At 58.9% G+C, this 25,253-nt stretch carries 17 protein-coding genes; 13 read left to right on the top strand and 4 right to left on the bottom strand.

From position 1 onward, the window contains the following. From DX909_RS24950 to DX909_RS24940, 3 genes are all read left to right on the top strand, one after another. Positions 1-2,638: putative Ig domain-containing protein (locus DX909_RS24950; RefSeq protein WP_128547962.1), on the top strand; the 2,638-nt coding region annotated here is incomplete at its 5' end. A gap of 19 nt (positions 2,639-2,657) precedes the next feature. After that, complete coding sequence (locus tag DX909_RS24945; RefSeq protein WP_128547961.1) at positions 2,658-3,527, top strand: helix-turn-helix domain-containing protein; 870 nt, start codon at positions 2,658-2,660, stop codon at positions 3,525-3,527. A gap of 696 nt (positions 3,528-4,223) precedes the next feature. Next, positions 4,224-6,593 carry a putative Ig domain-containing protein gene (locus tag DX909_RS24940; protein WP_164851396.1) on the top strand — a complete coding sequence of 790 codons (2,370 nt, stop codon included), beginning with the start codon at positions 4,224-4,226 and terminating at the stop codon, positions 6,591-6,593. Between the two features lie 32 nt (positions 6,594-6,625). Here DX909_RS24940 and DX909_RS24935 read toward each other — a convergent pair whose 3' ends face one another. After that, positions 6,626-7,486 carry an N-acetylglucosamine kinase gene (locus tag DX909_RS24935; RefSeq protein WP_128547959.1) on the bottom strand — a complete coding sequence of 287 codons (861 nt, stop codon included), beginning with the start codon at positions 7,484-7,486 and terminating at the stop codon, positions 6,626-6,628. A 29-nt stretch (positions 7,487-7,515) separates the two neighbouring features. Then, entirely contained in the window at positions 7,516-7,761 is a 246-nt protein-coding gene (locus DX909_RS24930) for a cytochrome b5 domain-containing protein (RefSeq protein WP_206513048.1), read from the bottom strand. A gap of 172 nt (positions 7,762-7,933) precedes the next feature. Between DX909_RS24930 and DX909_RS24925 the strand changes: the two genes are divergently transcribed. Both DX909_RS24925 and thiL read left to right on the top strand, forming a co-directional pair. Next, positions 7,934-8,380 (top strand): hypothetical protein, encoded by a 447-nt coding sequence (locus tag DX909_RS24925; protein WP_128547958.1) that lies wholly within the window; start codon positions 7,934-7,936, stop codon positions 8,378-8,380. A 97-nt stretch (positions 8,381-8,477) separates the two neighbouring features. Continuing rightward, on the top strand, positions 8,478-9,521 hold the full coding sequence (gene thiL / locus DX909_RS24920) for a thiamine-phosphate kinase (protein WP_128547957.1): 1,044 nt from the start codon (positions 8,478-8,480) through the stop codon (positions 9,519-9,521). A 117-nt stretch (positions 9,522-9,638) separates the two neighbouring features. On the opposite strand, the gene DX909_RS24915 is transcribed toward thiL, so the two are convergent. Then, positions 9,639-10,709 carry a mannose-1-phosphate guanylyltransferase gene (locus DX909_RS24915; RefSeq protein WP_128547956.1) on the bottom strand — a complete coding sequence of 357 codons (1,071 nt, stop codon included), beginning with the start codon at positions 10,707-10,709 and terminating at the stop codon, positions 9,639-9,641. Positions 10,710-10,938: 229 nt separating this feature from the next. Between DX909_RS24915 and DX909_RS24910 the strand changes: the two genes are divergently transcribed. From DX909_RS24910 to DX909_RS24880, 7 genes are all read left to right on the top strand, one after another. Then, complete coding sequence (locus DX909_RS24910) at positions 10,939-12,690, top strand: fatty acyl-AMP ligase (RefSeq protein WP_128547955.1); 1,752 nt, start codon at positions 10,939-10,941, stop codon at positions 12,688-12,690. A 56-nt stretch (positions 12,691-12,746) separates the two neighbouring features. Continuing rightward, positions 12,747-12,989 (top strand): acyl carrier protein, encoded by a 243-nt coding sequence (locus tag DX909_RS24905; RefSeq protein WP_164851395.1) that lies wholly within the window; start codon positions 12,747-12,749, stop codon positions 12,987-12,989. Then, a complete protein-coding gene (locus DX909_RS24900; RefSeq protein ID WP_164851394.1) occupies positions 12,989-14,236 on the top strand; it encodes a cytochrome P450 in 1,248 nt (415 codons plus the stop codon). The genes DX909_RS24905 and DX909_RS24900 overlap by 1 nt, the downstream gene beginning before the upstream one ends. Before the next feature lie 8 nt (positions 14,237-14,244). Then, the gene (locus DX909_RS24895; RefSeq protein WP_128547952.1) at positions 14,245-15,684 is read left to right on the top strand and encodes an MBOAT family O-acyltransferase; all 1,440 of its coding nucleotides are present in this window, start codon (positions 14,245-14,247) and stop codon (positions 15,682-15,684) included. A gap of 6 nt (positions 15,685-15,690) precedes the next feature. Continuing rightward, a complete protein-coding gene (locus DX909_RS24890; RefSeq protein WP_128547951.1) occupies positions 15,691-16,707 on the top strand; it encodes a hypothetical protein in 1,017 nt (338 codons plus the stop codon). 179 nt (positions 16,708-16,886) lie between these two features. Beyond that, positions 16,887-19,916, top strand: coding sequence for a TonB-dependent receptor domain-containing protein (locus DX909_RS24885; RefSeq protein WP_128547950.1), 3,030 nt, complete (start codon positions 16,887-16,889; stop codon positions 19,914-19,916). 219 nt (positions 19,917-20,135) lie between these two features. Further along, positions 20,136-22,544 carry a T9SS type B sorting domain-containing protein gene (locus DX909_RS24880; protein WP_128547949.1) on the top strand — a complete coding sequence of 803 codons (2,409 nt, stop codon included), beginning with the start codon at positions 20,136-20,138 and terminating at the stop codon, positions 22,542-22,544. Between the two features lie 28 nt (positions 22,545-22,572). Here the strand turns inward: DX909_RS24880 and upp are convergent, their stop codons facing one another. Further along, positions 22,573-23,217, bottom strand: a complete 645-nt coding sequence (gene upp, locus DX909_RS24875) for a uracil phosphoribosyltransferase (RefSeq protein WP_128547948.1) — start codon at positions 23,215-23,217, stop codon at positions 22,573-22,575. A 131-nt stretch (positions 23,218-23,348) separates the two neighbouring features. Here upp and DX909_RS24870 point away from each other — a divergent pair, with 131 nt between their 5' ends. Next, entirely contained in the window at positions 23,349-25,136 is a 1,788-nt protein-coding gene (locus DX909_RS24870; protein ID WP_128547947.1) for a hypothetical protein, read from the top strand. Positions 25,137-25,253 lie beyond the last annotated feature (117 nt).

The following is a 25,253-nucleotide window of genomic DNA, read 5'->3' as shown; positions in this document are numbered from 1 at the left end:
CACGCCGGTGACCGTCGAGTTCCTGGCCGGCTCCTCACTGGAATCAGCAGTGGTCGTCACCACGATTCTGGCCGACATCAACCGCCCGGACCTGCGGGCAGCCGGGAAAGGCAACGGAGTTCACGGCTTTGCCGCCCCGGTACCGGACAACCTCAAGAACAATCAAACCATTACCATCTGGGCCAGAGTGCAGGGCAGTACTTTTGTGCTGAGCGGCTCCCCCAAGACGCTGACCTGTGCCGGTAACGGCAGCGGTCCGGGCAACCCCACCACTCCGGACAACAAACCGCCGGTGGCCCCTTCGTTGTCTACGCTCACGGCGACGGTCAATCAGACCTTCTCAGCCACCTTGCCCGCCTTCAGCGATCCGGAGAACGGAGCGTTAACGTATGCAGTGACCGGTTTACCGTCCGGTCTGAATTTCGACGTGAATACCCGGACGATTTCCGGCACACCCACCCAGCAGGGCACCTTTACGCTGAGCTACTCGGCCACCGATAACAAAGGCGCCAAGACCTCGGCGACCGTGACGCTTTCGGTCAATAACCCGAGCACACCCGATAATCAGGCACCGGTGGCCCCGAGCCTTTCGGCCTTAACGGCGACGGTCAACCAGACTTTCTCGGCCACTCTGCCGGCTTTCACCGATCCGGAGAACGGGGCACTGACCTATGCCCTGAGCGGGCAACCGTCCGGTCTGAACTTTGACGCGAACACCCGTGCCTTGTCAGGTATGCCCACCCAGCAGGGTACCTTCACGCTGAACTACTCGGCCACCGACGACAAAGGTGCTAAAACCTCGGCGACGGTAACGCTGACGGTCAACGGCACCACGACGACGCCGGTCAGCGGGCGCTTCGAGGGCTACCTGGATGCGGTCAACTGCATCTCGTTCGGCGGCTGGGTATGGGATCAGAATCAACCCAACACGCCGGTGACCGTCGAGTTCCTGGCCGGCCCCTCGCTGGAATCAGCAGTGGTCGTCACCACGATCCTGGCCGACATCAACCGCCCGGACCTGCGGGCAGCCGGGAAAGGCAACGGAGTTCATGGCTTTGCCGCCCCGGTACCGGACAACCTCAAGAACAATCAAACCATTACCATCTGGGCCAGAGTGCAGGGCAGCACTTTTGTGCTGAGCGGTTCACCCAAGACGCTGACCTGTGCCGGTAACGGCAGCGGTCCGGGCAACCCCACCACGCCCACCACCCCGGATAACAAACCGCCGGTGGCCCCTTCGTTGTCTACGCTCACGGCGACGGTCAATCAGACCTTCTCAGCCACCCTGCCCGCCTTTAGCGACCCGGAGAACGGGGCGTTAACGTATGCAGTGACCGGTTTACCGTCCGGTCTGAATTTCGACGTGAATACCCGCACGATTTCGGGCACACCCACCCAGCAGGGCACCTTTACGCTGAGTTACTCGGCCACCGATAACAAAGGCGCCAAAACTTCGGCTACTCTTACCCTGACGGTCAACGGCACCCCGACGGCCTCCACCCTGGCCCTGCAGGAACCCGAATACGATTGTCAGACCGGGAAGATTACCTTCCGGACCAGCGGGGGTGATAACAGCCCGATCGAATACAAGGCGGTCGGCGTGACGGACTGGACCAGCTCGCCCACGCATACCCTCTTCCTGACCATGCGGAAAGGGACGACCCTCGAGATTCAGGCCCGGCAGAACCAGACGGTGGTCAAATACAGCTTTACCACCACCTGCGCCAACGGCTCGCGGCCGTCGACCGATAATCCGATTCCCGACCAGATCATTACCCGCGGAATTTTCTATTCGCTGACCCTCCCCGATCCGGGGCCGGGAAGTCGCCTGGAGGTCACCGGCCTGCCGGACGCCATTGCCTTCGACGTCAACACCCGGGTAGCGAGCGGCAAACCCAACAACGCGGGCGAATACACCGTGACGGTGCGGAGCGTCCCGGCGGACGGCCCCACTACCGGCATCTATTTCAAGCTGATCGTGCGGGAGCCTCAACTGACCATCCAGCTGATGAAAGCCGGCAACGGCTCCTCCCGGCAGATCATTCAGGATCTGAACGACAACACGTCGGTGCCGCTGAACAGCCTGCCGGAAAACATCAACATTTTCTGTTCATCCAATGTACCGGTCGGCAGCATCGCCTTCGAGCTGACCGGCGCCGTCACGAAGAGTAACGTCGACAATCAGGCACCCTACAGTATCTTTGGCGACGACGATGGGATCAAACCTCAGGCCGGTGCGTACCGGCTGCGGCTGGCGGCTTTCACGGGAGCCAACGGTTCCGGGGAAATGATTCTGAGCCGGAATATCACCTTCTCGATTTCACAGGGCGGATCGGGTGGCCGGGTCAGCGCTCCGGACCCGGTCGGAGATGCGGAAGGCGACGAATGGCAGGTGTATCCCAACCCGGTTTTGAATGTGATCAACGTCTCCCTGCCGGCCGATGCCAAAGCCGCCTACCGGTTCTCGATCCTTTCGGCTGGAGGTCGTCAGTGGCCCCTGCCGACTCAGTCGGTGACCATCGAAGGGCGGAAGGCGGAACTGGACGTTCAGCCGCTGCAACTGCCCGCCGGGCTCTACCTGCTGCAGGTTCAGGAAGGCGACTCCGTCCGGAAAGTGATTAAAGTATTGAAGCAGTAAGGGAGGAGGCTTGCCGGCCATGAAAGCCAAAGTACCGGTCTATAAACTCCATTCTTTCCCGCGTCATGAGCCGGATGCGCTCTTTTACATGACCCGGCTGGAACGACTGGTGCAGGAATTCAAGGACATCGACAAGCCTCATTCCCATACCTTCTACCTGGTAATGTGGATCATCGAAGGCGGAGGCACGCATACGATAGATTTCAGAACCTATCCCGTCCGGCCCCATCAGTTGTACTTTCTGACGCCGGGCCAGGTCCACAGCTGGAAGCTTTCCCCCGATACGCGGGGCTTCAACCTGTTTTTCGAGTCGAATTTCTGGCAAAACCGCTATGGTCACCGCCTGTTCCGGTATCCGTTTTACCACTCCCATCAGCACCGGCCGCTGCTTGAAGTCACGGAGCAGCAGGACGTTTTCACCCACCTGTTCGATTACGCCTACCGGGAGTATGAAGACAGCCAGCCCCACCGGGAGGAGGTGTTTCTGTCGTTCGTCCACATCATTCTTGAAAAGGCGGACCGGCTGTACAGCGAACGCTGGATCGGACCGGAAACCCACCTGTACGACCGGCTCCGGCAATACGAGGAATTGCTCGAACAGCAGTTCCTGACCGTCAGGGAAGTGCGGAGTTATGCCGAACAGATGGGTATGACGCCCAATCATCTCAACTATATCTGCAAAAAGATTCTGGGAAAAACCGCCAGCCGGCTGTTCCAGGAGCGGGTCGTGCTGGAAGCGCAGTGGCTCCTGATCTACTCCTCGCAGTCCATCAAAGAGATCAGTTTCCAGCTCGGCTTTGAGGACCCCTCCTACTTCGTCCGCTTCTTTAAAAAAGTAACCGGGCAGACACCGGCCGGTTTCCGGGAGCGGCAGCCGCCGGGGCGTTAAACTCCTTCTCTAATTTTTGGCCGGCCCTCCACGTGGCCGGTTGTGGTATAGTTTTTGCCAACATTACAAACGAGCCGGGCCAGACCATGAACCGGATAAAAGTTACCCCTGAAGCTGATGTTGGATAGAGGTTGTCGGTTCCTTCTCCTGATTTTTAATTCCAAAAAACTGAACATCCATGCCGGTTTGTAAGTGCAAGGTTTTCATGCACTTACTTTACCAAATTGTATTTTCCCGATAGTTGTTAGCCGCCTTTAACGGGATATTTCGATAAATCAGGGTTTGACTTTGTCTGCTTTTTGATATTTTTGCACCCATAATGTATTTAGTCTATAGGATATATGAAGTATTAAGTTATTTAGATATATCCTAATGGAACGTTTAAAGCGGATTCCATCGTATATCCCGATTGGAAGAAAGCTACAAATAGTAAATATTGATGCTTTTTAATATTTTACTATTTGTCCGATAAATTCATGACCGCCCCGGCTGTCCGTGAATCGGAAATTGCACCACACCCCCTGTAGTCGGCTGGTTCTGTAGGCCTTGCGCCTGAAAGACAGCCCTGCTCCTCTCTGCCCTGTCAATGCAGTCAGATACATCTGTCGGGAGAAATTCTCCCTGCCGGAGGAGTCATGCATTTGTTCAAATAAATGTAGTATGTTTCATGTTTTATATTTTCAACTTAACTCACCGATGATGAAGTGCTATCTGAACGGATTTCTATTTTCGCTGCTTTGCCTTTGGAGTACCCTTTCTCTTGCTTCTTCCGACCCCCAGGCCCTGGCCGGCCGGCGCTATATCGGAGTTACCATTTTTAACTTTGAAGACGATCCCCGGATCGACGACGAGCGAATCGAACACTCGGCCGGTGCGGGCTGCAACGCCGTCGAAATCACCATCAACTGGGATAAGGTGTATCCCACCCGGACCAGCACCCCCAAATGGAGTGTGGTCGATTCGCACGTACAGACGGCCCTCCGCATGGGGCTGAAGGTTGCGCTCCGGATTCATGTCGGCCGCGATCTCTCCCGGCTGGGCGGTTTCTGGGGCACCAACGAAACCATGAAAGCCGCCGACGGCTCGATCATGACCGGCGGCATCGCCCAGTTCTCGTACGCGCACCAGCCGACGGTCGACCTGTCGAAGGCTTTTGTACGGGAAGTGACCCAGCGGTACCGGTACCTGCAGCAGCAGGGCCACCTGCTGTTCGTTTCGGTAGTGGCTTCCCCGGCCCTCGAATCGGAATATTCCCCAGTTCATCACAAGCCCGACGGCAGCAAATACATCGTTCCGTTCGATTACAGCGACCCGATGCAGGCGGCCTTCCGGCAATGGCTCCAGAGCCGGTTTTCGCTGACGACCCTGAACCAGCGCTGGGGTACGGGCTACGGCAGCTGGAACGAGATCGACCCGCCCACCGGCAACCTGAGCGACCCGCACAGCCTCTTTACGAGCAGCATACAGGGTAAAGACTGGTATGTGTTCCGCCACCGCCTGCTCGAACGGTATCTGAACGAAATCACGGGGACCATCAAGGGAATCGACGGAGGCATCCGGGTGGTCAACCAGCACGGCTGCGTCTGGGACCGCCTGAGCGGCCTGCGCAGTACGTACGCCTTCAAAAGCCTGAACCAGAACTCCGACGGCCTGAAATTCAACGACGGCCCGACCTACAACCACCGGTTTTCAATGGACCTGGTCCGGAGTAACCTGAAACCGGGCGCCTTCATGATCAACGCCGTCGACGGGATGTTCCATCAGTCGGTCAGCGTCGAAACGTATTACCAGCAGGTCCTGCAATGTTATCAGCACGGCGCTTCGATGATCACGCTGGCGAACTTCGGGGGCGATAACGCCCGGGACGTTCTGACCCAGATCATCGACCGGGTCGTCGACGCCGGTCTTCTCAACCAGCCCGTCACGCAGGTGCAGACCGTCGGGTCGATCACCTACAAACTGTCGGAGATTCTGAAGGATTTTTATGCGCCGATCAGCACCCGCTGGGGCAAGGCGTATGAAGCGTCCGGCGGCAAACCGGTTCAGGTCACCCTCATCGAAGACTGGCTCGACGAAACCAGCGCCCCGGCCAACCCCGTCACCACGCCCCCTTCCGACGACAATCAGGCTCCGCGGATCTCCATTCAGATTCCGGACCTGACGGCGACGGTCGGGCAGCCTTTCAGCTATACGATCTCGGAAAGCAACTTTAAAGACGCCGACGGCACCGTTGCCCGCGTCGACATCACCGGTCTGCCAGCCGGCCTGACCTACAGCGCCGACAGAAACCGGATCAGCGGCACCCCGACCACGGCGACGACCGCGACGGTCACCGTGAAAGCGACCGACAACGACGGTGCCACCATCACCGACAGCTTCCGGCTGACCGTTCGGACCGCTTCGGCCTCTGCTCCGCCCCCCGCAGACCCTACGGAGCCGGCAAATTTTGAAGGATTTCTCGACAAGGCGGAATGTGAATCCATCCGGGGCTGGGTCTGGGACCGCAACCGCCCGAACACGCCCCTCACCGTCGAATTCTACGAAGGAAGCACGCTGCTGGGAAGCTCTACGGCCGCCAATTACCGGAGCGACCTGGAGGACGCCGGAAAAGGCGACGGCCGGCACGGCTACATCTTCCCGACGCCCGACCGGCTGAAAGACGGAAGAACGCATTCGATCACCGCGAAAGTGCAGGGAACCTCCTATGTGCTGCGAAATTCTCCGAAGTCGCTGATCTGTTCGTCTTCGGCCCGGATCGCGGCCGCTTCGGTCGGAAACCCGGAGGAAAGCGGCCCTGCAGGGGTCTGGCAGGTATATCCCAATCCGTTCCGGGAGCAGATTAACCTCCGCATCCCGGCCGACCGTGAACCTTCGGCGGTGCCCTACGGCTTTACGCTGCTCTCTCCCTCGGGCCGGCAGTGGCCGATCGCCCGCCAGGCGGTTCGGATCGAAGCGGGAGCCGCCACCATCGACATCAGCGCCCTTCAGTTACCTGCGGGCCTGTACCTGCTGCAGGTCAGCCGGGGTGACGTGACCATGAAAGCCATTAAAGTGCTGAAACAGTAATGAAGCGGATCCGGCGGTCGGGTCGTCGCGGTTCAGGAAGCCGGCGATGACCCGACCGGCTGGTGATACAGCGTCAGCCCGGCAATCGGGTTCTCCAGAATGCGCTTGACCGCCAGACCTTTATCATTCGCCACCTGCCGCAGAATATCGCTGTAGTAAAACGCCACCGACCCGACAAAATGAACCGGCAGCTCCCGGTGGGCGTCAAACTTCCGGACGTAGGTATCGAAGAAAAGACTAAAGGCGTCGTAGACCATCCGGTAGGCCACCGGATGGCTTCGGTTGTCGAACAGAAATTTGGAAAAGCCGGCAAAATACCGATTCGGGAACGGCTGCTTGTAGGCGTGTTCCAGCACGGTAATCCGGTCGATGGGATAGCGTTTCCGGAACTTCCCGGCCAGGTCGTCGGGCAGCTGACCGTGCAGATACCGCACCACCAGCGTCTTGCCGAGGTAACCTCCGCTTCCCTCGTCACCCAGCCAGAAACCGAGCGACCCGCTCAGCTGGGCGATGTTTTCCCCGTCGAACAGGCAGGCATTCGAACCCGTTCCCAGAATACAGGCGATCCCGGCTTCATGATGACACAGCGACCGGGCTGCACCCAGCAGGTCACTGCTGACCTCTACTTTTTCCAGGGCCGGAAACACCTCCCGAAGCGCCTTCTCCACCACCCCGCACGACTCCTCGCTGTTGCAGCCGGTCCCGTAATAAAAAACCTCCGTGACGGCGTCGGGCACCGCCGGAAGCAGGTTGGTCCGCAGCTCGGCGGCAATGTCGGCACTGCCCTGAAAATAGGGGTTGAATCCGATAGTCCGGGCCTGGCTGACCTGGCCGCGGGCGTCGATCAGCCGCCAATCGGTTTTGGTCGAGCCGCTGTCTGCAATAGCGATCATAGGAATTGGAGTGGGGAGTGTTTTTACGTTCAGATTAATTTTCCGACGGCCCGGAAACGGGAAAAAACCCATTCGCCGTGGGGCGCGTCGGGCAGTTCGTCGGTCAGGTCCTGGCCGGCCCAGTGTTCATAATGCTTGCCGCCCCGCCAGAGCCGGCTCGCCGTCAGGTCGTAGATGATGCCCCGGTAGGCGCACCAGATCTCCTCCCGATCGGAGCCGTTCCGCAGGGCCAGCTGCGAGCGGGTGTATTCTTTCAGATCGGCGGCAGATTCCATGGGGTGCAAATCTATGAAACCGCCGTCTCTCCGGCAATGACGGCCGCCCGGCCCGGAACCCACCGACCGACTACTAAAAGTTAAGGCCAACTTTTTTAGGGATTATATAAAATCCTGTAACTTTATCCGTTAACTAATGAACACGTAAAGATTTAAATCCTCTATTCTCTTTATGAAGCGAAATACGTTTATCGGCTTTTTGACGGTACTGTGCCTGTTGACGGTCCTGACCGGCTGCAACAAGAATAAAGTGAAGCCGCTGTCCGACCGGATTGCGAAAAAATGGACGGCGCAGAAGGTAGAAGAAAACAACGTCGTCGTGTATACCAAGGGCGCTTCGGGCAACGTCAAACCGGGCTACTCCCAGTTCCTGCTGGACCTGAGCAGCAACCCGACCGCCGTGCTTACCCAGGTAGACAATTTCACTTCGACCGGCCAGTATGAACTCCAGAACGATACCCGGCTGATCCTGCGAAGCCTCAACCCGGCTCCGACTGACGGCCCGACCATCGAATATACCATCAACTCCTCCAGCGACAACGAACTGGTCATCACCCGCACGACCGCCGACCGCAAAACAGGCGGCACGACCAACAAGTATTCGCTGATTCCGCAGTAAACCGCTGCCCCGCGGGCCGGGCCCCGGCAAGGGGTCCGCAAAAGACTTAAATTCCGGCCGTCTTCCTCCGAAGGCGGCTTTTTGCGTTATTCGCGGTATGAATACACGAACGGAACTGGAATCTTTGGGCGAAATCCGCCTGATCGAGCGGCTGAGCCGTCCTTTTGTGCAGCCGGTCCGGCCCGAAACCGTCCGGGGCATCGGCGACGACGCGGCCGTAACCGATACCGGAGGACCGGATTATGGACTCATTTCGACCGATATGCTGCTGGAAGGCGTCCATTTCGATCTGGCGTATACCCCGCTGAAACACCTGGGTTACAAGGCCGTCGCCGTCAACGTCTCCGACATCGCGGCCATGAACGGCACCCCCCTGCAGATCACGGTTGGCATCGGTCTGAGCAACCGGTTTTCGGTCGAAGCCGTCGAGGAATTTTATGAGGGCGTCCGGGCGGCCTGCGAAGACTATAAGATCGACCTGATCGGCGGAGATACCACCTCCTCGCGGGCGGGTCTGATCCTTTCCGTAACGGCGCTCGGCCGGGTGGCCAAAGACCGCATCACCTACCGGAACACCGCCCGGCCCAACGATGTGATCTGCGTCACCGGCGATCTGGGAGCCGCCTTTCTGGGCCTGCAACTGCTCGAACGGGAGAAACAGGTGTACCTGTCCGACCCGACCATGCAGCCGGAAATCCCGGAAGAAAAAGCTTACCTGCTGGAACGCCAGCTCCGGCCGAATGCACGCACCGACATCGTCTATGAGTTACAGGACCTTCAGGTCGTACCGACGGCCATGATCGACATTTCCGACGGACTGGCCTCCGAACTGCTGCACCTCTGCACACAGTCGAAAACCGGGGCGGTGATTTTCGACGAGAACATCCCTCTCGATGACGTGACGCACCTGACGGCCGGGGAACTGAACCTAAGCCCCATGACGGTGGCCCTGAACGGCGGAGAGGATTACGAATTGCTGTTTACGGTACGGCCGCAGGAGTTCGAGAAGCTGAAGAACCACGCCCGCATCACCCCGATCGGTTACATGACCGCCGACCCGCTGACCATCGTCCTGGCGACAAAGGCGGGGCAGCAAACCCCGATCCGGGCGCAGGGCTGGCAGCACTTTGAAGGGAAGTAAGAAAAAAAGAATAGCGAATGTTGAATAACGAACAACGAAGGGGCGCTGCCGTTTGAACCGGCGGAGCAATTTCGATATTCGCTATTCAACATTCGCTATTCATTATGGCCACAATATTTACACAAACTGCACGCCCTGCTCTTTGGCGTCGGCGACGAACTCCTTCACTTTCTGCTCTTCTTCTTTCCGGCAGATCAGCAGCACACCGTCGTACTCGGCCACGATAAACCCGTCCAGACCATTGACTACCACCAGTTTATCTTTCGGCGTTTTGATGATGCAGTTGGTCGTGTTGTAAAGAATGAGTTTGCCGTCCGTTACGTTTTCGTGTTCATCCTTATCCGACACCTCATACAGGGACTTCCAGGTGCCGAGGTCGGACCAGCCAAAATCACTCAGGACGACATACACGTTTTTGGCTTTCTCCATGATGCCGTTGTCGATGGAGATATTTTTGCAGAGCGAATACGCCTTGTTGATAAAGGCCGTTTCTTTCTCCGAGTAATATTCTTCGTTGCCTTCGGTGAAGATTTCGGCCAGTTCAGGCATGTATTGGCCGAACGCTTTCAGAATGGCCTGGGCGTTCCAGACGAAAATACCCGCGTTCCAGACGAACTCCCCGCTTTCCACAAACTGCTGGGCCAGTTCCAGATGCGGCTTTTCCGTAAACGTCTTTACCCGCTTCACCTGATCGCCCGATTCGGGAATGTACTGAATGTAGCCGTAACCGGTGTCGGGGCGGCTGGGCTGAATGCCGAGCGTGACCAGAATGTCCTGGCCGGCGGTGGCTTCGAGGGCGGTCCGGATCGTCGAGCGAAAATCCTCTTCCTTCAGGATGATGTGGTCGGCCGGGGCCACGATCAGATTGGCCTGCGGATCGCGACGGGCGATTTTATAGGCCGCGTAGGCAATGCAGGGAGCCGTGTTCCGGCGCACCGGCTCGCACAGGATCTGGTCGTCGCTGAGGTAGGGAAGCTGCTGTTTTACCAGCTCCCTGTATTCGGTGCTGGTCACGATGTAGATGTTCTCTTTCGGGCAGATGCCTTCGAAGCGGTCGGCGGTTTGCTGCAGGAGGGATTTTCCGGTACCGAGAACGTCGTGGAATTGTTTGGGATTGTTCGTGCGGCTGAAAGGCCAGAAGCGTGTTCCTACGCCACCCGCCATAATAACTACATAGGTATGGTTCATAAAATGGTTTCTGCTCGAAAAGTTTTCGCCCGTGAAATTGATTACCAGGCTCCTAATCTACAAGGAATGGTGTAAAAAGTTATCGAAGCCGCCGGGGTTTGTCATCAAAAATACCGAACATATTAGGCCGGTATAATTTTTTCTTCTATACTTATAGTTAAGTTTACACCATCTCCATAAAAAAGCGCCCAGAACCCTTGATTCATTAATATCAACTGTACTTTTGTACATGACGGAAAAAAGCAGGTCCATCGTGGAGGTGCTGCTGCATCGGGCTGCCCACACCCCCTTACGAACCGCTTACCTTTTTCTGGCCGACGGCGAAACGCAGGAGGAATCCCTTACCTACCAGGAACTGAACGACCGGGCGTGTTCGGTGGCCGCCGTCCTCCGGCAGCATCAGGGCATCGCCGGAACGGTCGGCCCGCGGGTGCTGCTGGTCTATCCGCAGGGACTGGATTTCATCAACGCCTTTCTGGGCTGCCTGTACGCCGGGTATGTGGCCGTGCCGGTGTCGGTGCCAGCCAAAAATCGGGGCAGCGAGAAGATCACCCACATTCTGAACGACGCCGGTATTACGGTTGCCCTGACGACGGCCAAAACCCACAGCCAGCTGCAACGGCTTTTCGAGGGGGAGGCCTGGTTTCAGTCGCTGACCTGGATTCTGACGGATCTGCTGCCCGCGCCGGCCGAAACCTCCGTCGAACTACCCGCCCGCGACACCCTCGCCTTTCTGCAATATACCTCCGGCTCGACCGGCCATCCGAAGGGCGTGATGGTAACGCACGGAAACATCATGGCCAACTCAGCCTTCATCCGGCACGCCTTTCAGAATGATGAAGCGAGCGTGTCGGTCTGCTGGCTCCCCTCTTTTCATGACATGGGCCTGATCGACGGCATCCTTCAACCGCTCTACAGCGGGTTTACGGCCGTGCTGCTGAGTCCGGTGCATGTCATGCAGAAACCCGTCCGCTGGCTCCGGGCCTTCAGCCGCTACGGCGGCACCTACGGCGGAGCGCCGAACTTCGCCTTCGATTTCTGCGTCGACCGGGTATCGCCCCAGGAGCGGGAAGGGCTGGACCTGTCGGGCATCCGGCACCTTTACAATGCCGCCGAACCCATTCGTGCCACCTCCATGAGCCGGTTTCTGGAAATCTACGACCCCTATGGCTTCCGGCCCGAAAGCCTGTTCACCTGTTACGGCCTCGCCGAATCGACCCTGGCCGTCACCATGTGCCGCACCGACCGCCGGCCGGTGCGGATCGCCGTAGACGCCGAACAGCTGGAGTTGGGCCGGTTTCAGGAAATTTCCGAAGATGCCTGCGGCCGCACCCTGCTTACCTGCTCCGGCTGGCCGATGTCGGACAGTATCCTGCGCATCGTCGACCCGGAAACGGGCCGTTCCTGCCGGGAAAACGAAGTGGGTGAAATCTGGACGGCCGGACCGAGCGTGGCCCGGGGTTACTGGCACAAACCGGACCGGACGGCTGAGATTTTTAACGCGTATACCGTTGAGGGTGAAGGCCCTTTTCTGCGCACGGGCGACCTGGGCGTCTACGACCCGAAGAAGGGCCTGTTCGTGACCGGCCGGATCAAAGACCTTATCATCATCCGCGGCACTAACCATTATCCGCAGGACATCGAGTGGACCGTCGAACAAAGCCACGAGGGCCTGCAACCCAACGCGGGAGCCGCCTTCCCGATCGAAACCGAACAGGGCGAACAACTGGTGATCATCCAGGAACTGAAACGAACGGCCCTCCGCACGATGAACCCTGAAACCGTGGTCGAAGCCATTTTACGGCGGATCAGCCTGCATCATGGCCTCTCACCGGTCTGCGTGGTGCTGCTGCCGCCGGGCGGTGTCCTGAAAACCACCAGCGGAAAAGTGCAGCGGTCGGCCTGCCGGCAGGCATTCCGGGCCGGTGCCCTGGCCGAACACTACCGCTGGGAGCCGCTGCCCAGTTCCATCATTCTTTGAAATTAGTTCATAGTAAATCTCGTCTGATGATTTCATCTCCGATTACAACCTCCACTGTGGAAGAATGGCTGGTTCAGCAACTGGCCAAAGAATTACGGGTCGAGGCTTCGGCCATCGACCCGCACCGGGCCATCACCTCCTACCGGCTCGACTCGGTCGTCGTGGTGACGCTCGCCGTGGACCTGGAAGAATGGCTGGGCGTGGCCATCGACCCGTCCATTTTCTGGGAATTCCAGACCATCGCCGACATCTCCCACTGGTTGGTAAACGACTATCTACCGACCCAATCCCGGCCCTGATGAATCCTCCCGTTCTTACCGGAACCCAGATCGCAAAAAGTTCTTCCAGCCTCTGGACACCCTTCAATCCGGTCTGCCGCGAAGACCCCTACCCCATGTACCGGCGCATCCGGGCCGAGGACCCCGTCCACCGGACCGGCTCGGGCGACTGGGTCGTCAGCCGCTACGCCGACGCCTGCACGGTATTCACCGACAAGCGGTTCGACGTAATCGACATGCCGGGCTATTTCCGGGAAAAAGCCCTGAGCCGCGAAACCGGCGCACAGTCGCTGGAAGATACGTACCGGGCCACGTTTCACTGGCTGCTCTACCTCCGGCGGCCCCTTCACGGACGCGTCCGTGAGATGGTCATGAAAATCTGGGCCTCCCTGAACCTCGACGGCTGCGTGCAGCGGGTGCTGGACGAACTGGCCGACGAACTCGAATCGCTCCCGGCCGTCGACCTGCTCAACGATCTGGCTAAGCCGCTGCCGGTGCGGATCATCGCCCGGCTGCTCGGCTTTCCCGACGACAGCGTCGAACGGCTCAAGTACTGGGGCGAACAGCTCGCCAACGTCTTCGAACCGATGCTCTCGCGGGGCAACATGGAAGAGATCAACCGCGCGGCCGGCGATTTCATGGCGTTTGTCGAGGACTGCATCCGGGAGCAGCAAAGGGCGCCCGGCGACAACCTGACCGCCAGACTGCTTCAGCAGCGGGATGCGCAAGGGAACCCGGTCGACTCCGACGAGCTGGTTTCATTGATTATCAACCTGTTCGTAGCCGGAGAAGAAACCACCCGCAACCTGGTGGGAAACGGTTTCGCGGCTCTGTCGGCACATCCCGAACAATTTGAATTACTCCGGAACCGTCCGGAACTGCTGAAAACCGCCGTCGAGGAGATGCTCCGGTACGACAGCCCCGTTCAGATTACCTCACGCATGGCGCTGGAGGACGTGGAACTGGGTGGGCGGCTGATCCGGGCCGGTGAGCAGCTCTACGTCTGCATCGGGTCGGCCAACCACGACGAGCAGCAGTTCGAAAACCCGGAAGGATTCGACATCACACGGCAGAAGAACAAACACCTGGCGTTCGGCTTCGGCAGCCACTTCTGTCTGGGGGCCATGCTGGCCCGCATGCAGGCGATGGGCGCATTCCGGATGCTGATGGCGCGGTTTCCGGCCCTGCGGGCCGACCTCAGCCGGGCCGTCCACCGTCGGAATCTGCTGCTGCGCGGTTACTCCGCCCTGCCGACCTACCGGATCTAATCCGTCTTATGCTGTTTACCACCGCTTCGTACTTTGCTTTTCTGCTGGTCGTCCTGACGCTCTGGTTTCAGACCCCCGTCCGATATCGGTGGGTCGTGATGCTGGCGGCCAGTTATTTCTTTTACGCCACCTGGAACCCAGGGTTTGTGCTGCTGCTGGCACTGACAACCGGGGTCGCCTACGGCACCGCCCTTCGCATCGGCCGGACGCCGGACCGGGAGGCTCAGAAACGATGGCTGAGAACCGGCGTCGTGCTGGTGCTGGCCCCACTGCTGTTTTACAAGTATTTCAACTTCTTCTCGGCTACTCTCCAGGCCGGCCTGAAACCGCTGGGACTGAGCGGCTTTCTGCCCGCACACCATTACCTGCTGCCGGTGGGCATCTCGTTTTACACCTTTCAGACGCTGAGTTACCTGATTGACGTCTACCGGGGCTACGTCCGGCCGGAAAAACATGCCGGCATTTTTGCGGTATACGTCGCCTTTTTCCCCCAGTTGCTGGCCGGTCCGATCGAACGGGGCCGTCAGTTGCTTCCGCAGTGGCGCCATCCGCACCCGGCTTTCAGCTATTCCGACGCCGTGGCCGGGCTTCAGCTGATTATCTGGGGCCTGTTCAAGAAGATCGTTCTGGCCAACCGGCTTCAGGAGTATGTGGATACGGTATTCGATCAGCCGGAACAGCACTACGGCCTGGGGGTCTGGCTGGCCTGTTTCTTCTTTTCCTTCCAGCTTTTCTGTGACTTCTCGGCTTATTCGGACATCGCCGTCGGGTCGGCGCGGATGTTCGGAGTCCGGCTGAGCCAGAACTTCGCCAACCGGGTCTATGCCTCGCGGTCGCGGACGGAATTCTGGCAGGGCTGGCACCGCACCCTCACGGCCTGGTTCCGGGATTACATTTACACGCCGTTGAGCAAACAGACCCGCGACCGGCGTGTGCTGTATCTGAACCTGCTGGTGGTGTATCTGCTGACCGGTCTCTGGCACGGGGCGCAGTGGGGTTTCATCGTCTGGGGGTTGCTCAACGGCCTGTGGGTACTGACCGAGCAGGTCACCCGGCCCGCCCGCCGGGCTTTCTTCGAACGGCTCGGCTTCGGGCCGGAGCTTCGGCTTCATCAGATCCTCTCCACGATGCTGGTCTTTACGGCCGGGGCGCTGATGGGCCTCTGGTTCCGGGCCGCCACCTTCGCCGAGGGAAAAACGCTTTTCCGGCACCTGTTCGTCGCCGACTGGTCGCTGCCGGCTTCGGGATCGTCCTCCCGGCTGCTTGTGATCGTGCTGGGCCTCGTCGGGATGGACGTCGTTCACCGGCTCATGGACGCCCGGCCCATCGACGTGCTGCTGCAACAGCAGAGCCGGTGGGTTCGCTGGGCGTATGCCGTCGGGGTGGCGGAACTGATCCTGACGCTGGGCCGGTACGACAACGTTAGGTTCTACTATTTTCAGTTTTAAGCCTTTATGATCCGGTTCTGGCGAAATCTGCTTCTTTTCTTCGCGGTGCTGGCAGCGGTTAAAGGGCTGGTGCTCCTGCTTTCGGCCGGATATTACGAGCGGGTCATCCACGATACACGGGCCAAAACCCTCCTGCTGGATCGTCAGGCCGGGCGCATCAACACCGTATTCATCGGCTCCAGCCGCACGTTTACGAGCATCGACCCGGCCCGCTTCGATTCGCTGACCGGCCATCGGACGTGCAGTTTCAACTTCGGCGTCAGCAGTTTTTTCATTCCTCACACCTTCCGGACCGCCGAAGTCCTCATGGCCCGCCGGGACCTGGCCTTACATTACCTCGGCGTCGAACTGTCGCTGCCGCGTTTCGATACCAGCATCGACCCCTTCCGCTGGGAAGCCTGGGAACAGCCCCGGTTTTATCTGCCCTACCTGTTCAACGCCCCTCCCGACACGGCCGGCTCCCATTCCCGCCGGGCGGAACAGTATCTGAACACCTATCTGTTTACGCTGCTGTCGCCGGCGCTGCGGCTGCGGATGGCAGTGGCCGCCCATACCGACGACGCGGCCCGGCGGCAGCAGTTTGAAGCCGACCTGACCGGTTCGCCCGACGGCTATCTCCCTGACAATCATGGCCTCGATGCCGGTACCGGCCTGGGTCGGGATTCGGCCGAGTTACCGGCTTATCATTCCCGCAGCCTGCTGGTTTATTCCCGTTCGGGAAACGAGGCCGTCAATCCGGAGTACCGGGAAGAAATCGACCGGCTCATCGGGCTGGCGCAACGGCACCGCGTGCGGCTGTTTTTCTACCTGCCCAACCGCATGACGCCGGAGGAGGCCCGGGCGCTCATTCCCCTGTTCCGGTCCATCGACGCGCAGCACCGGCTGCACCTGCCGCACGACCCCCGCTTCGACGCGCTGTTCCTGCCCCGGTTTTCGATGGATCGGGGGCACGTCAATTATGGGGGCTCCCAGATTTATACGGGTCTGATGGCCGAAGCCTTCGTGAAACAGATGGTTCCGTAACCCTCCCCAGCTGATTATCAGTATTTCAATAATTTTTTAGAATTTTCTTTTAGGAATAGATGCTTATACGTTTTAGAAACCTTATTTTAGTATACAAAAAGGCCCTGAAATCTTGATTCGGTTACAGAGTGGAAATCGGTAGTCAGGTGGCCTTCATTCTTTCCTTTATCTACCTTTTTATGAGAAATTCTTTTATACAAACTCTTTGGATTCTTCTGTTTCTGCTTACTTCCTGCTATTCGGTCTACTCTCAAATCCAACTAACGGGTACGGTGACCGACAAAAACAGCCGGAATGCCCTGGTAGGCGTAAGCGTCGTGGTGAAAGGGACGATAGCCGGCACCATAACGGATACGAAAGGGCAGTTTTCGCTCACCACCTCCACGCCCGCTCCCCTGACCCTGGTGGTATCTTCCGTCGGTTATCAGACGCAGGAAATTCCCGTTTCGGGCGGCCAGTCCCGTCTGGAGGTCGAGCTTCAGGAGCAGGTGATGCTGGGGCAGGAGGTGGTCGTTTCGGCCTCGCGGGTCGAGGAAAGCGTTCTGAAATCGCCCGTTTCGGTTGAAAAACTCGACATCCGGGCCATCCAGTCGTCGCCCGCGCCGACCTTCTACGACGCATTGATGAACATCAAGGGAGTGGATATGAGTACGCAGAGTCTCATGTTTCGCTCGGTGAACGTCCGGGGCTTCGGTGCCAACGGTAACACGCGCGTCGTGCAGTTAGTCGACGGGATGGACAACCAGGCTCCGGGCCTGAACTTCTCGGTGGGCAACATTGCCGGCCTGAACGAGCTGGACGTGGAAAGTGTGGAACTGCTGCCGGGCGCGGCTTCGGCCCTGTACGGCCCCAATGCCATCAACGGGCTGCTGCTGATGAACAGCAAAAGTCCGTTCCAATATCAGGGCCTGAGCGCCTACGCCAAAACCGGCATTATGTCGGCCGAAAACCGCACGACCCGCACGACGCCGTTCTACGACGCCGGTTTCCGCTACGCCAAAGCCTTCAATAACCGGCTGGCGTTCAAAGTCGGCGTTTCCTACATCAGCGCCGACGACTGGCAGGCCACCGACTACCGCGACCAGGGCTTTACGAACGGTTTCAACCTCGGGACCGGCAACCGCCAGAACAATCCGGGCTATGACGGCATCAACGTCTACGGCGACGCCAGCGCCAACCTGAATGCCTTCCAGAGTACCGTTGCCGGCTTCCTGACCATCCCTCCGGCCCAGCTTCAGTTGATTTCACCGGATCTGGCCCGGATCGTGGGCGGGGTCAATCAGCTTTCGACGGCTACCGGAATACCGGCCACCCAGATCCTCAACGACGTGATGCTGCCCAACGTAACCGTATCGCGAACCGGTTACACCGAAAACCAGATGGTCGATTACAAGGTCAGCAACCTGAAACTGAACGGGGCCGTCCATTACCGGCTCAGCGACAAGGTCGAGGCCATCGTGCAGGTCAACTGGGGCAGCGGGACGGCCGTTTATACCGGCGTTGACCGGTATTACATCAAAGGATTCAAAATTGGCCAGTACAAGGCCGAAGTGCGGGGTTCCAACTTCTTCGTGCGGGCCTATACCACCCAGGAACGCTCCGGGAACGCCTTTGCCATCGGCATCCTGGGACAGGGCGTCAACGAAGCCTGGAAACCCAGCCTGAGCCAGGCCAACCTGCTGGGCTCCTGGTTCCCGCAGTATGCGTTCACCTATGCCGGGGGCGCCCTGCAGGTCTTCGGGCCGGCTTTGCAGCAGGCGCTGGCCGCCAACCCGACCAATCCGCAGGCCGCCTATCAGGCCGCGCTCAACGCCGTCAATGCGGCTTCTGGCAACCTGCACACGGCCGCCCGGACCTTTGCCGACCAGGGCCGTTTCCTGCCCGGCACGGCCGAGTTCAACCAGGCGGTGGATGCGGTAACGGGCCGGCCCCTGCCGGGAACACCCGCGGCCGTCGGAGCCAGGTTTCTGGACAAAACCAACCTCTACCACGGCGAATTCATGTACAACTTCAGCCCGCTGGTGGCGCCGAAAGTGGTGGAGCTGATCGTCGGTGGTAACTTCCGGCAGTATGCCCTTAACTCCGAAGGGACGCTTTTCGCTCAGGATGAAAACGGTAAGGAGTTCCGGATCAACGAGTTTGGCGCTTATGCCCAGGCCTCCAAAACGATTGCCGACATACTAAAGCTGACCGGTTCGGTCCGGTACGACAAAAACGTCAATTTCAAGGGACAGTTCAGCCCCCGGCTTTCGGCGGTACTGACGCTGGCGAAAGTCCACAACATCCGGGCGTCTTTCCAGCGTGGTTTCCGCATCCCGACCACCCAGGCCCAGTACATCGACCTGAATACGCCTAACAGTCACCTGATCGGCGGTTTGCCCCTGTTCCGGGAACGGTATAACTTTTCAAACAACCCGACCTACCCGCTGGAATCCGTCCGGGCGTTCGGGGCCGCCCTGCAGCAGGGCACTCCCCTGGCTCAGGCGGCTCAGCTCCTGAAACCGTACCAGCCCCAGCAATGGGATCCTGAGCGGGTCGAAACCTACGAGGTCGGCTATAAAGGACTGATCAACAATCGCTTGTTCGTCGATGCTTACTATTATTACAACCGCTTTCTGAACTTTGAAGGTGGCAATGTGGTGGTGCAGGGCCTTCAGCCGGCCACGGCGGCCAACCCGGCCTCTCTGCTGCAACTGATCAGCGGAACGACCCGGACAGTCTACAGTTTCTTTGCCAACTCGCCCGTCCAGCTGAAAAACCACGGGTGGGCGGTCAGCGCAGATTACAGGCTGCCGGGCAGCTTCATCATCGGGGGTAATGTGTCTTTCAACGAACTGATCAACCGCGACCGGCTGCCGGCCGATTTCGTGACGTTTTTCAATACGCCGAAATACCGGTACAACCTGTCACTGACTAATCGAAATATCCGGGGCAGCGGGTTCGGTTTCAGCGTCGTTTGGCGCCACCAGGACGCCTTCGTCTGGGAGTCGAGTTTTGCCAATAACGAAGCCACCCTGCGGAAGCAGACGACCGTTCCGGCCTTCAATACGCTCGACGCCCAGGTGAGCAAACGCATACCGGGTATCAAATCGGTGGTGAAACTCGGCGGCACCAACGTCCTCAACCAGCTTTACAGGCAGTCGTGGGGCAATCCCAGTGTCGGCGCCCTGTACTACATCTCCCTGAATTTCGATGAGCTGATGAATTGACCGGACCCGTACGAAGCCGATCGATAACGATTTCGGAAAAACCTGCAACGACCTGCAGGTTTTTTTAGTCTATGTCCCTGAAAGTAACCGTTACCTCAGAATAGTCAACTTTGTCTCCTGATGCTGTTTACGGCTTTGTATCTTTAAGATTACGGAAGCGGAAAGCGCATCGGTCTCTTTATTATTCTTCTATGAATCAACCCTCTACCCATATTTTGTATGAAAGCGTTGTTGGGCCTGAAGCACCCGGGTGCTTCGGCGGTGCAGTGGTTCCTGATCCTCAGCCGATTTGTTCTTTTGTTCCTGCTGCCGTCGGTTAGTTTCGGAAAACATATTTACGGGGGGGACATGAATCTTCAGGCGACCGGTCGCCAGAACTATTATACGCTTACGCTTCGCGTATTTTTCGATCAGGCCAACTCCACCACCAGCGACTACGAGACCTCGATCACCATTCACGTTTTCCGGAAAAGCGATCATACCCGGGTCAATTCCGTAACCGTCGGGCAGACCTCTTCGCTCCAGGTTCAGTACGGCAACCATACCTGCGCCACCCAGCGGAACATGAGCGTGCTGGAAATCAAATACAGCCGGGAAGTGTTTCTGGACCCCGCCGTTTACAGTGATGCCGAGGGCTATTACGCGGTCTGGGAGCGGTGCTGCCGTAATAACGACATCGACAACATCAGCAATCCCGGGGCCACCGGGATGGTGTTCCAGATGGAATTTCCGGCCGTTCGGCGGAACGGAGCCGCCTTCCTCGATTCGACGCCGGAGTTCAACTTTCCCAACGGCGAATATGTCTGCGTCGGCAAACCGTTCAAACTGAACTTCGGGGCCACCGACGCCGACGGTGACCAGCTCCGGTATTCGCTCGTCACCCCGCTGGCCGGTTACACGAGCGACGCGGCCAACAACCGCACAGGCAACGGAGCCTCCAGGGCTTCTTACCCGGAGGTAAACTGGCTCGCCGGTTACGGCGCTGCCGCTGCGATACCGGGCAATCCGGCCCTGGGCATCAATCCCCAGACCGGTGAATTGTCGGTTACGGCCAGCCGGACGGGCCTGTTCATTTTCGCCGTTCTGTGCGAGGAATACCGCAACGGTGTCCGGATCGGGGCCATTCGCCGGGAATTTCAGATGCCGGTGATCGACTGCGGGCGCAACACTCCGCCCCCGCCCGTGATCAGCTACAAAAGTCAGGTGGCCGTCGATCTGGCCTTTTGTGAAGGCACTTCCCTCACTCTCTCCACCGAATCCGACCCGCAATGGGCCTACCAGTGGCAGCGAAACGGCCTGAACATCCCCGGCGCTACCTCCGCCACCCTGGTCACCAGCGAACCGGGCGACTACACCGTCGTAAAAAGCTTCGCCAAAACCTGCGGTAACGATACGATCTCGAAGGTGACGAAGGCGCGGGCTGTTCCGCGGCCGAAAGTCAGCATCACCCCCGAGGACCCGAAGCTTTGCGAGGGCGATTCGGTCACGCTCTCGGTCACCGGGGAAGCCGGCGTCAGCTACCGGTGGATGCTGAGCGGGACGGCACTGCCGGGCGCAACCGGCACCTCGCTGAACGTGAAAAAAGCCGGTACCTACGCCGTCAGAGCCACCTCCCCGCAGGAATGCGCCAACAGCGACAGTGTGTCCATCGTGGTCAACCCGAAGCCGGCCGCCACGCTCAGCAGTTCGGCCAAAGCCATCTGCCAGGACGGTGAAACCCGCCTGGATGCCTCGGCCGGCGCCGGTTACCGATACGAATGGTATCACGACAAAGGGGTCATCGGCAATGCGTCGGCCTCCAGCCTGTCCGTCCGCCAGGCCGGAACCTATCAGGTTCAGATCACCGACGGCAACGGTTGTAAGGCCCTGTCGTCCGTACTGAATCTGGCCGTGATTCCGCGCCCGGACCTGCGGTTCGACTCCCTCTCGCCGATGTGCGCCGGTCAGTCGCAGGCGGTGCCGCTGGTTGCCGGCCCGGCCGGAGGTCAGTTTTCGGGGCCGGGGGTGAGCGGGGGCCGGTTCGATGCGTCGAAAGCCGGGGCCGGTCTGCATACGATCACCTACACCTATGGAGTCAATGAGGGGTGCCCGGTGTCAGTGACGCGGACGGTCCGGGTAGAATCCCCGGCGGTGATCAATATGCCCGAACGGGTCAGTATCCTGTCCGGCGGTTCGGTCACGCTCCAGCCTTCCGTGGGAAACCAGGCGGCCTCCTACCAATGGAGCCCACCCGAGGGTCTCTCGGACCCAGCGGCCCGAAACCCGACGGCCGGCCCGTCCGAATCGACGACGTACCGGCTGACGGTGACCTCATCGGGCGGATGCCGGTCCGAGAAAAGCATTGCCGTGGAAGTGCTGCGCAGGCTGTTCATCGCGGACGTCTTCTCGCCGAATGACGATGGCGTCAACGACCAGTGGGAAATCCGGAATACCGATCAGTTCCCGGGTTGTGACGTAACGATCTACAACCGCTGGGGGGAAGTCATTTTTCACTCCGACGGCTACGAAAAGCCCTGGGACGGGAGGTATCTGAACCGGAAGGTGCAGCCGGGCACGTATCATTACCGAATCAAAACCAACGAGGCTCTGATTCCCGAATACAAGGGGGTGGTGATGGTGATGTACTGAAAAAGCCGGTTCCGGGCGATGGCGGAAATCAGAGCTTGCCCCCGAAAGCCAGGTCGCCGGCGTCGCCCAGCCCCGGAACGATGTAGTAGTGCGCATCCAGGCGTTCGTCGACGGCGCCCAGCCAGAGGTGGCATTCGGGCATTCGCTGCTGAACGTACCGGATGCCTTCCGGACTAGCCAGGACGGCGGCAATGTGCGTCCGGGCCGGTGTTCCGAACCGCAGCAGGGCATGATAGACCTTCTCCAGCGACCGCCCCGTCGCCAGCATGGGGTCCATCAGGATGACCGTCCGGCCGCTGAGGTCCGGGCTGGTGATGTAATCCATGGCGATCTCGAAGTCGTCGCCGTGGGTCAGATACCCGCGGTAGGCGCCGATGAATGCATTTTCAGCCTGATCGAAGAAGTTGAGGAACCCCTGATGAAAGGGCAGGCTGGCCCGCAGGATGGTGGCCAGAACGGGAGGCTGTTTGATCAGCTGCGTGGATGCTTTTCCAAGGGGCGACTGCACCGAAGCGATCTGATACGTCATCGACTTGGATATTTCGTAGGCCATCAGCTCGCCCAGACGTTCCAGATTCCGACGGAAGCGCATCCGGTCTTTCTGAATCGTCACGTCGCGAAGTTCGGCAATGAAATGATTGGCAATCGAAGGCTGATCGGCAAAAACAAACATGCAGGGCTTTTTCAGGGTAATTTAAACGGAATGTGTCGGATAATCCAAACCCTTTCTTTAATTTGTGCATCAAAATTTGTTTATCGTTCCTGATGATTGTCGGTTATTCGGCGGTCTGCGCGAAGGTTCCTATGAGGAATATTTTTACGATCTGGATAGCTGCGGCCCTGCTGTCGGGAGGGTCGGCTCACGCACAGAGCCAAACGATCCCCTTAAATAGTGATTACTATCATCTTATCGATCGTCTTGAAATCCGGCAGGGCCAATGGGCCGGGGGTTTCCATAGTTCCGTAAAACCGTATAGCCGCCAGGCCGTCGTGCAGCTGACCGACAGCATTCTGGGCAACCCCTTTGTCCGGTTATCCCCGGTCGACAAGGCCATGCTCCTTTACCTTCGCGACGACAGTTGGGAATGGGTGCCGACGAGTTACCCGGATTCGCTCTCGCTGCTTCAACTCCGGGCGGCCGAATTGCTGCCCGGCCGGCAACGACCGGGCGACAGCCGGAAAAATCTCGGGCCGTTCTACCACAAGAGAAGCGACGCTTACAGTTCTCAGACCGAGGATTTTGATATTCACATCAATCCGGCCGTCAATTTCGGCTTCGGCCGGGAGACCAATTCCGATACGACCGGGGCCTCGTTCAACCCCTACATCAATACGCGGGGCGTCGAAATCCGGGGCAGCATCCGGAAGCGCCTGAGCTTTTACACCTACCTGTCCGACAACCAGGCCCTGTTTCCGCGTTACATCTGGGAATACGGCCAGCAATACACCTCCGGTCAGGAGCAGGGCTTCGCGCCGGGCGAAGGGCTTACCAAACGGATCCGCGCCCGCAATTCGTCGTTCGGCGGAGCGGACTTTCTGTCGGCACGCGGCTACATTTCGTTCAACGCCTTAAAGATCATCAACATTCAGTTCGGGCACGACCGCCACTTCTTCGGCAACGGTTATCGTTCCCTGTTCCTGTCCGACAACTCTTCTCCCTACCTGTTCCTGAAATTTACCACCCGGCTGGGGCGTTTCCAGTATACGAACCTGCTTACCGAGTTTCAGAACCGGCAGGTGCCCATCGGAGCCTATGAAACCAACCCCCAGAAATACGCAGCCATCCATCATCTGAGCGTCAACATCGGCGACCATGTGAATCTGGGACTTTTTGAAGCGGAGGTGTTCAGCCGGAGCCAGATCGAACTGAACTATTTCAACCCGATCATCTTCTACCGCTTTGTGGAATCCTACCGGGGCAGTGCCGACAATGCGCTGATCGGGCTGGATTTCAAAGCCAACTTCGCCCGGCGTTTTCTGTTGTACAGCCAGGTGATGTTCGACGAGTTTTACCTGACCGACCTGCGGGCCGCCAAAGGTTCCTGGCGGAACAAGTTCGCCATTCAGGCGGGGGCCAAATACATCGACGCCTTCGACATTCCGAATCTCGACCTTCAGGCCGAACTGAACCTCGCCCGGCCCTATACCTACTCGCACCGCTCCGGCCAGACCAACTACGTGCATTACAACCAGCCGCTGGCCCACCCGCTCGGCGCTAATTTTATCGAAGGGCTGGGAATCGTACGGTATCAACCCCACGCCCGGCTGAACGTGACGGGCATCTTCGGGGTGATGCGGTACGGGGCCGACCCGCCGAACCGGAACTACGGGGGCAACCTGCTGAAAAGCTATGAAGACCGGGTCCGCTGGCCGGGGCAGGAAGAAGGGGGGCATTATATCGGGCAGGGCCGCGAAACCATCGTCACCTACGGCGACCTCCGGCTTTCCTTCATGGCCCGGCACAACCTGTTCATCGACTTTCATCAGGTGCTGCGGAAAAGCGACAGCCAGTTGCTGCGGCTGAACTACAACACCTCTTCCTCCTCCATCGCGCTGCGCTGGAACCTGCCCTACCGGACGATGGTCCTGTAAAAAACTTACTGGAGCAGGGGAAGTGCCTAAAGGCACTACTTAGCGGGTTGCCGCCCTGTGGTGCCTACAACCATTGGGTCGCTCTGCGACCGCTTCCAGGACGGCAGGTACTCGTAA

This window comes from Larkinella soli (genome assembly GCF_003703975.1).
In the GTDB taxonomy this organism is placed as follows: domain Bacteria; phylum Bacteroidota; class Bacteroidia; order Cytophagales; family Spirosomataceae; genus Larkinella; species Larkinella soli.
This window is presented reverse-complemented; position numbering and strand designations above follow the sequence as displayed.

Excerpts from the sequence above, each read along its gene's own strand:
- DX909_RS24940 (WP_164851396.1), top strand. The coding sequence starts at position 4,224 with ATGATGAAGTGCTATCTGAACGGATTTCTATTTTCGCTGCTTTGCCTT.
- DX909_RS24880 (WP_128547949.1), top strand. The coding sequence starts at position 20,136 with ATGAAAGCGTTGTTGGGCCTGAAGCACCCGGGTGCTTCGGCGGTGCAG.
- DX909_RS24890 (WP_128547951.1), top strand. The coding sequence starts at position 15,691 with ATGATCCGGTTCTGGCGAAATCTGCTTCTTTTCTTCGCGGTGCTGGCA.
- DX909_RS24935 (WP_128547959.1), bottom strand. The coding sequence starts at position 7,486 with ATGATCGCTATTGCAGACAGCGGCTCGACCAAAACCGATTGGCGGCTG.
- DX909_RS24870 (WP_128547947.1), top strand. The coding sequence starts at position 23,349 with ATGAGGAATATTTTTACGATCTGGATAGCTGCGGCCCTGCTGTCGGGA.
- DX909_RS24885 (WP_128547950.1), top strand. The coding sequence starts at position 16,887 with ATGAGAAATTCTTTTATACAAACTCTTTGGATTCTTCTGTTTCTGCTT.
- DX909_RS24945 (WP_128547961.1), top strand. The coding sequence starts at position 2,658 with ATGAAAGCCAAAGTACCGGTCTATAAACTCCATTCTTTCCCGCGTCAT.
- DX909_RS24895 (WP_128547952.1), top strand. The coding sequence starts at position 14,245 with ATGCTGTTTACCACCGCTTCGTACTTTGCTTTTCTGCTGGTCGTCCTG.
- DX909_RS24900 (WP_164851394.1), top strand. The coding sequence starts at position 12,989 with ATGAATCCTCCCGTTCTTACCGGAACCCAGATCGCAAAAAGTTCTTCC.
- upp (WP_128547948.1), bottom strand. The coding sequence starts at position 23,217 with ATGTTTGTTTTTGCCGATCAGCCTTCGATTGCCAATCATTTCATTGCC.
- DX909_RS24915 (WP_128547956.1), bottom strand. The coding sequence starts at position 10,709 with ATGAACCATACCTATGTAGTTATTATGGCGGGTGGCGTAGGAACACGC.
- DX909_RS24930 (WP_206513048.1), bottom strand. The coding sequence starts at position 7,761 with ATGGAATCTGCCGCCGATCTGAAAGAATACACCCGCTCGCAGCTGGCC.
- thiL (WP_128547957.1), top strand. The coding sequence starts at position 8,478 with ATGAATACACGAACGGAACTGGAATCTTTGGGCGAAATCCGCCTGATC.
- DX909_RS24910 (WP_128547955.1), top strand. The coding sequence starts at position 10,939 with ATGACGGAAAAAAGCAGGTCCATCGTGGAGGTGCTGCTGCATCGGGCT.
- DX909_RS24925 (WP_128547958.1), top strand. The coding sequence starts at position 7,934 with ATGAAGCGAAATACGTTTATCGGCTTTTTGACGGTACTGTGCCTGTTG.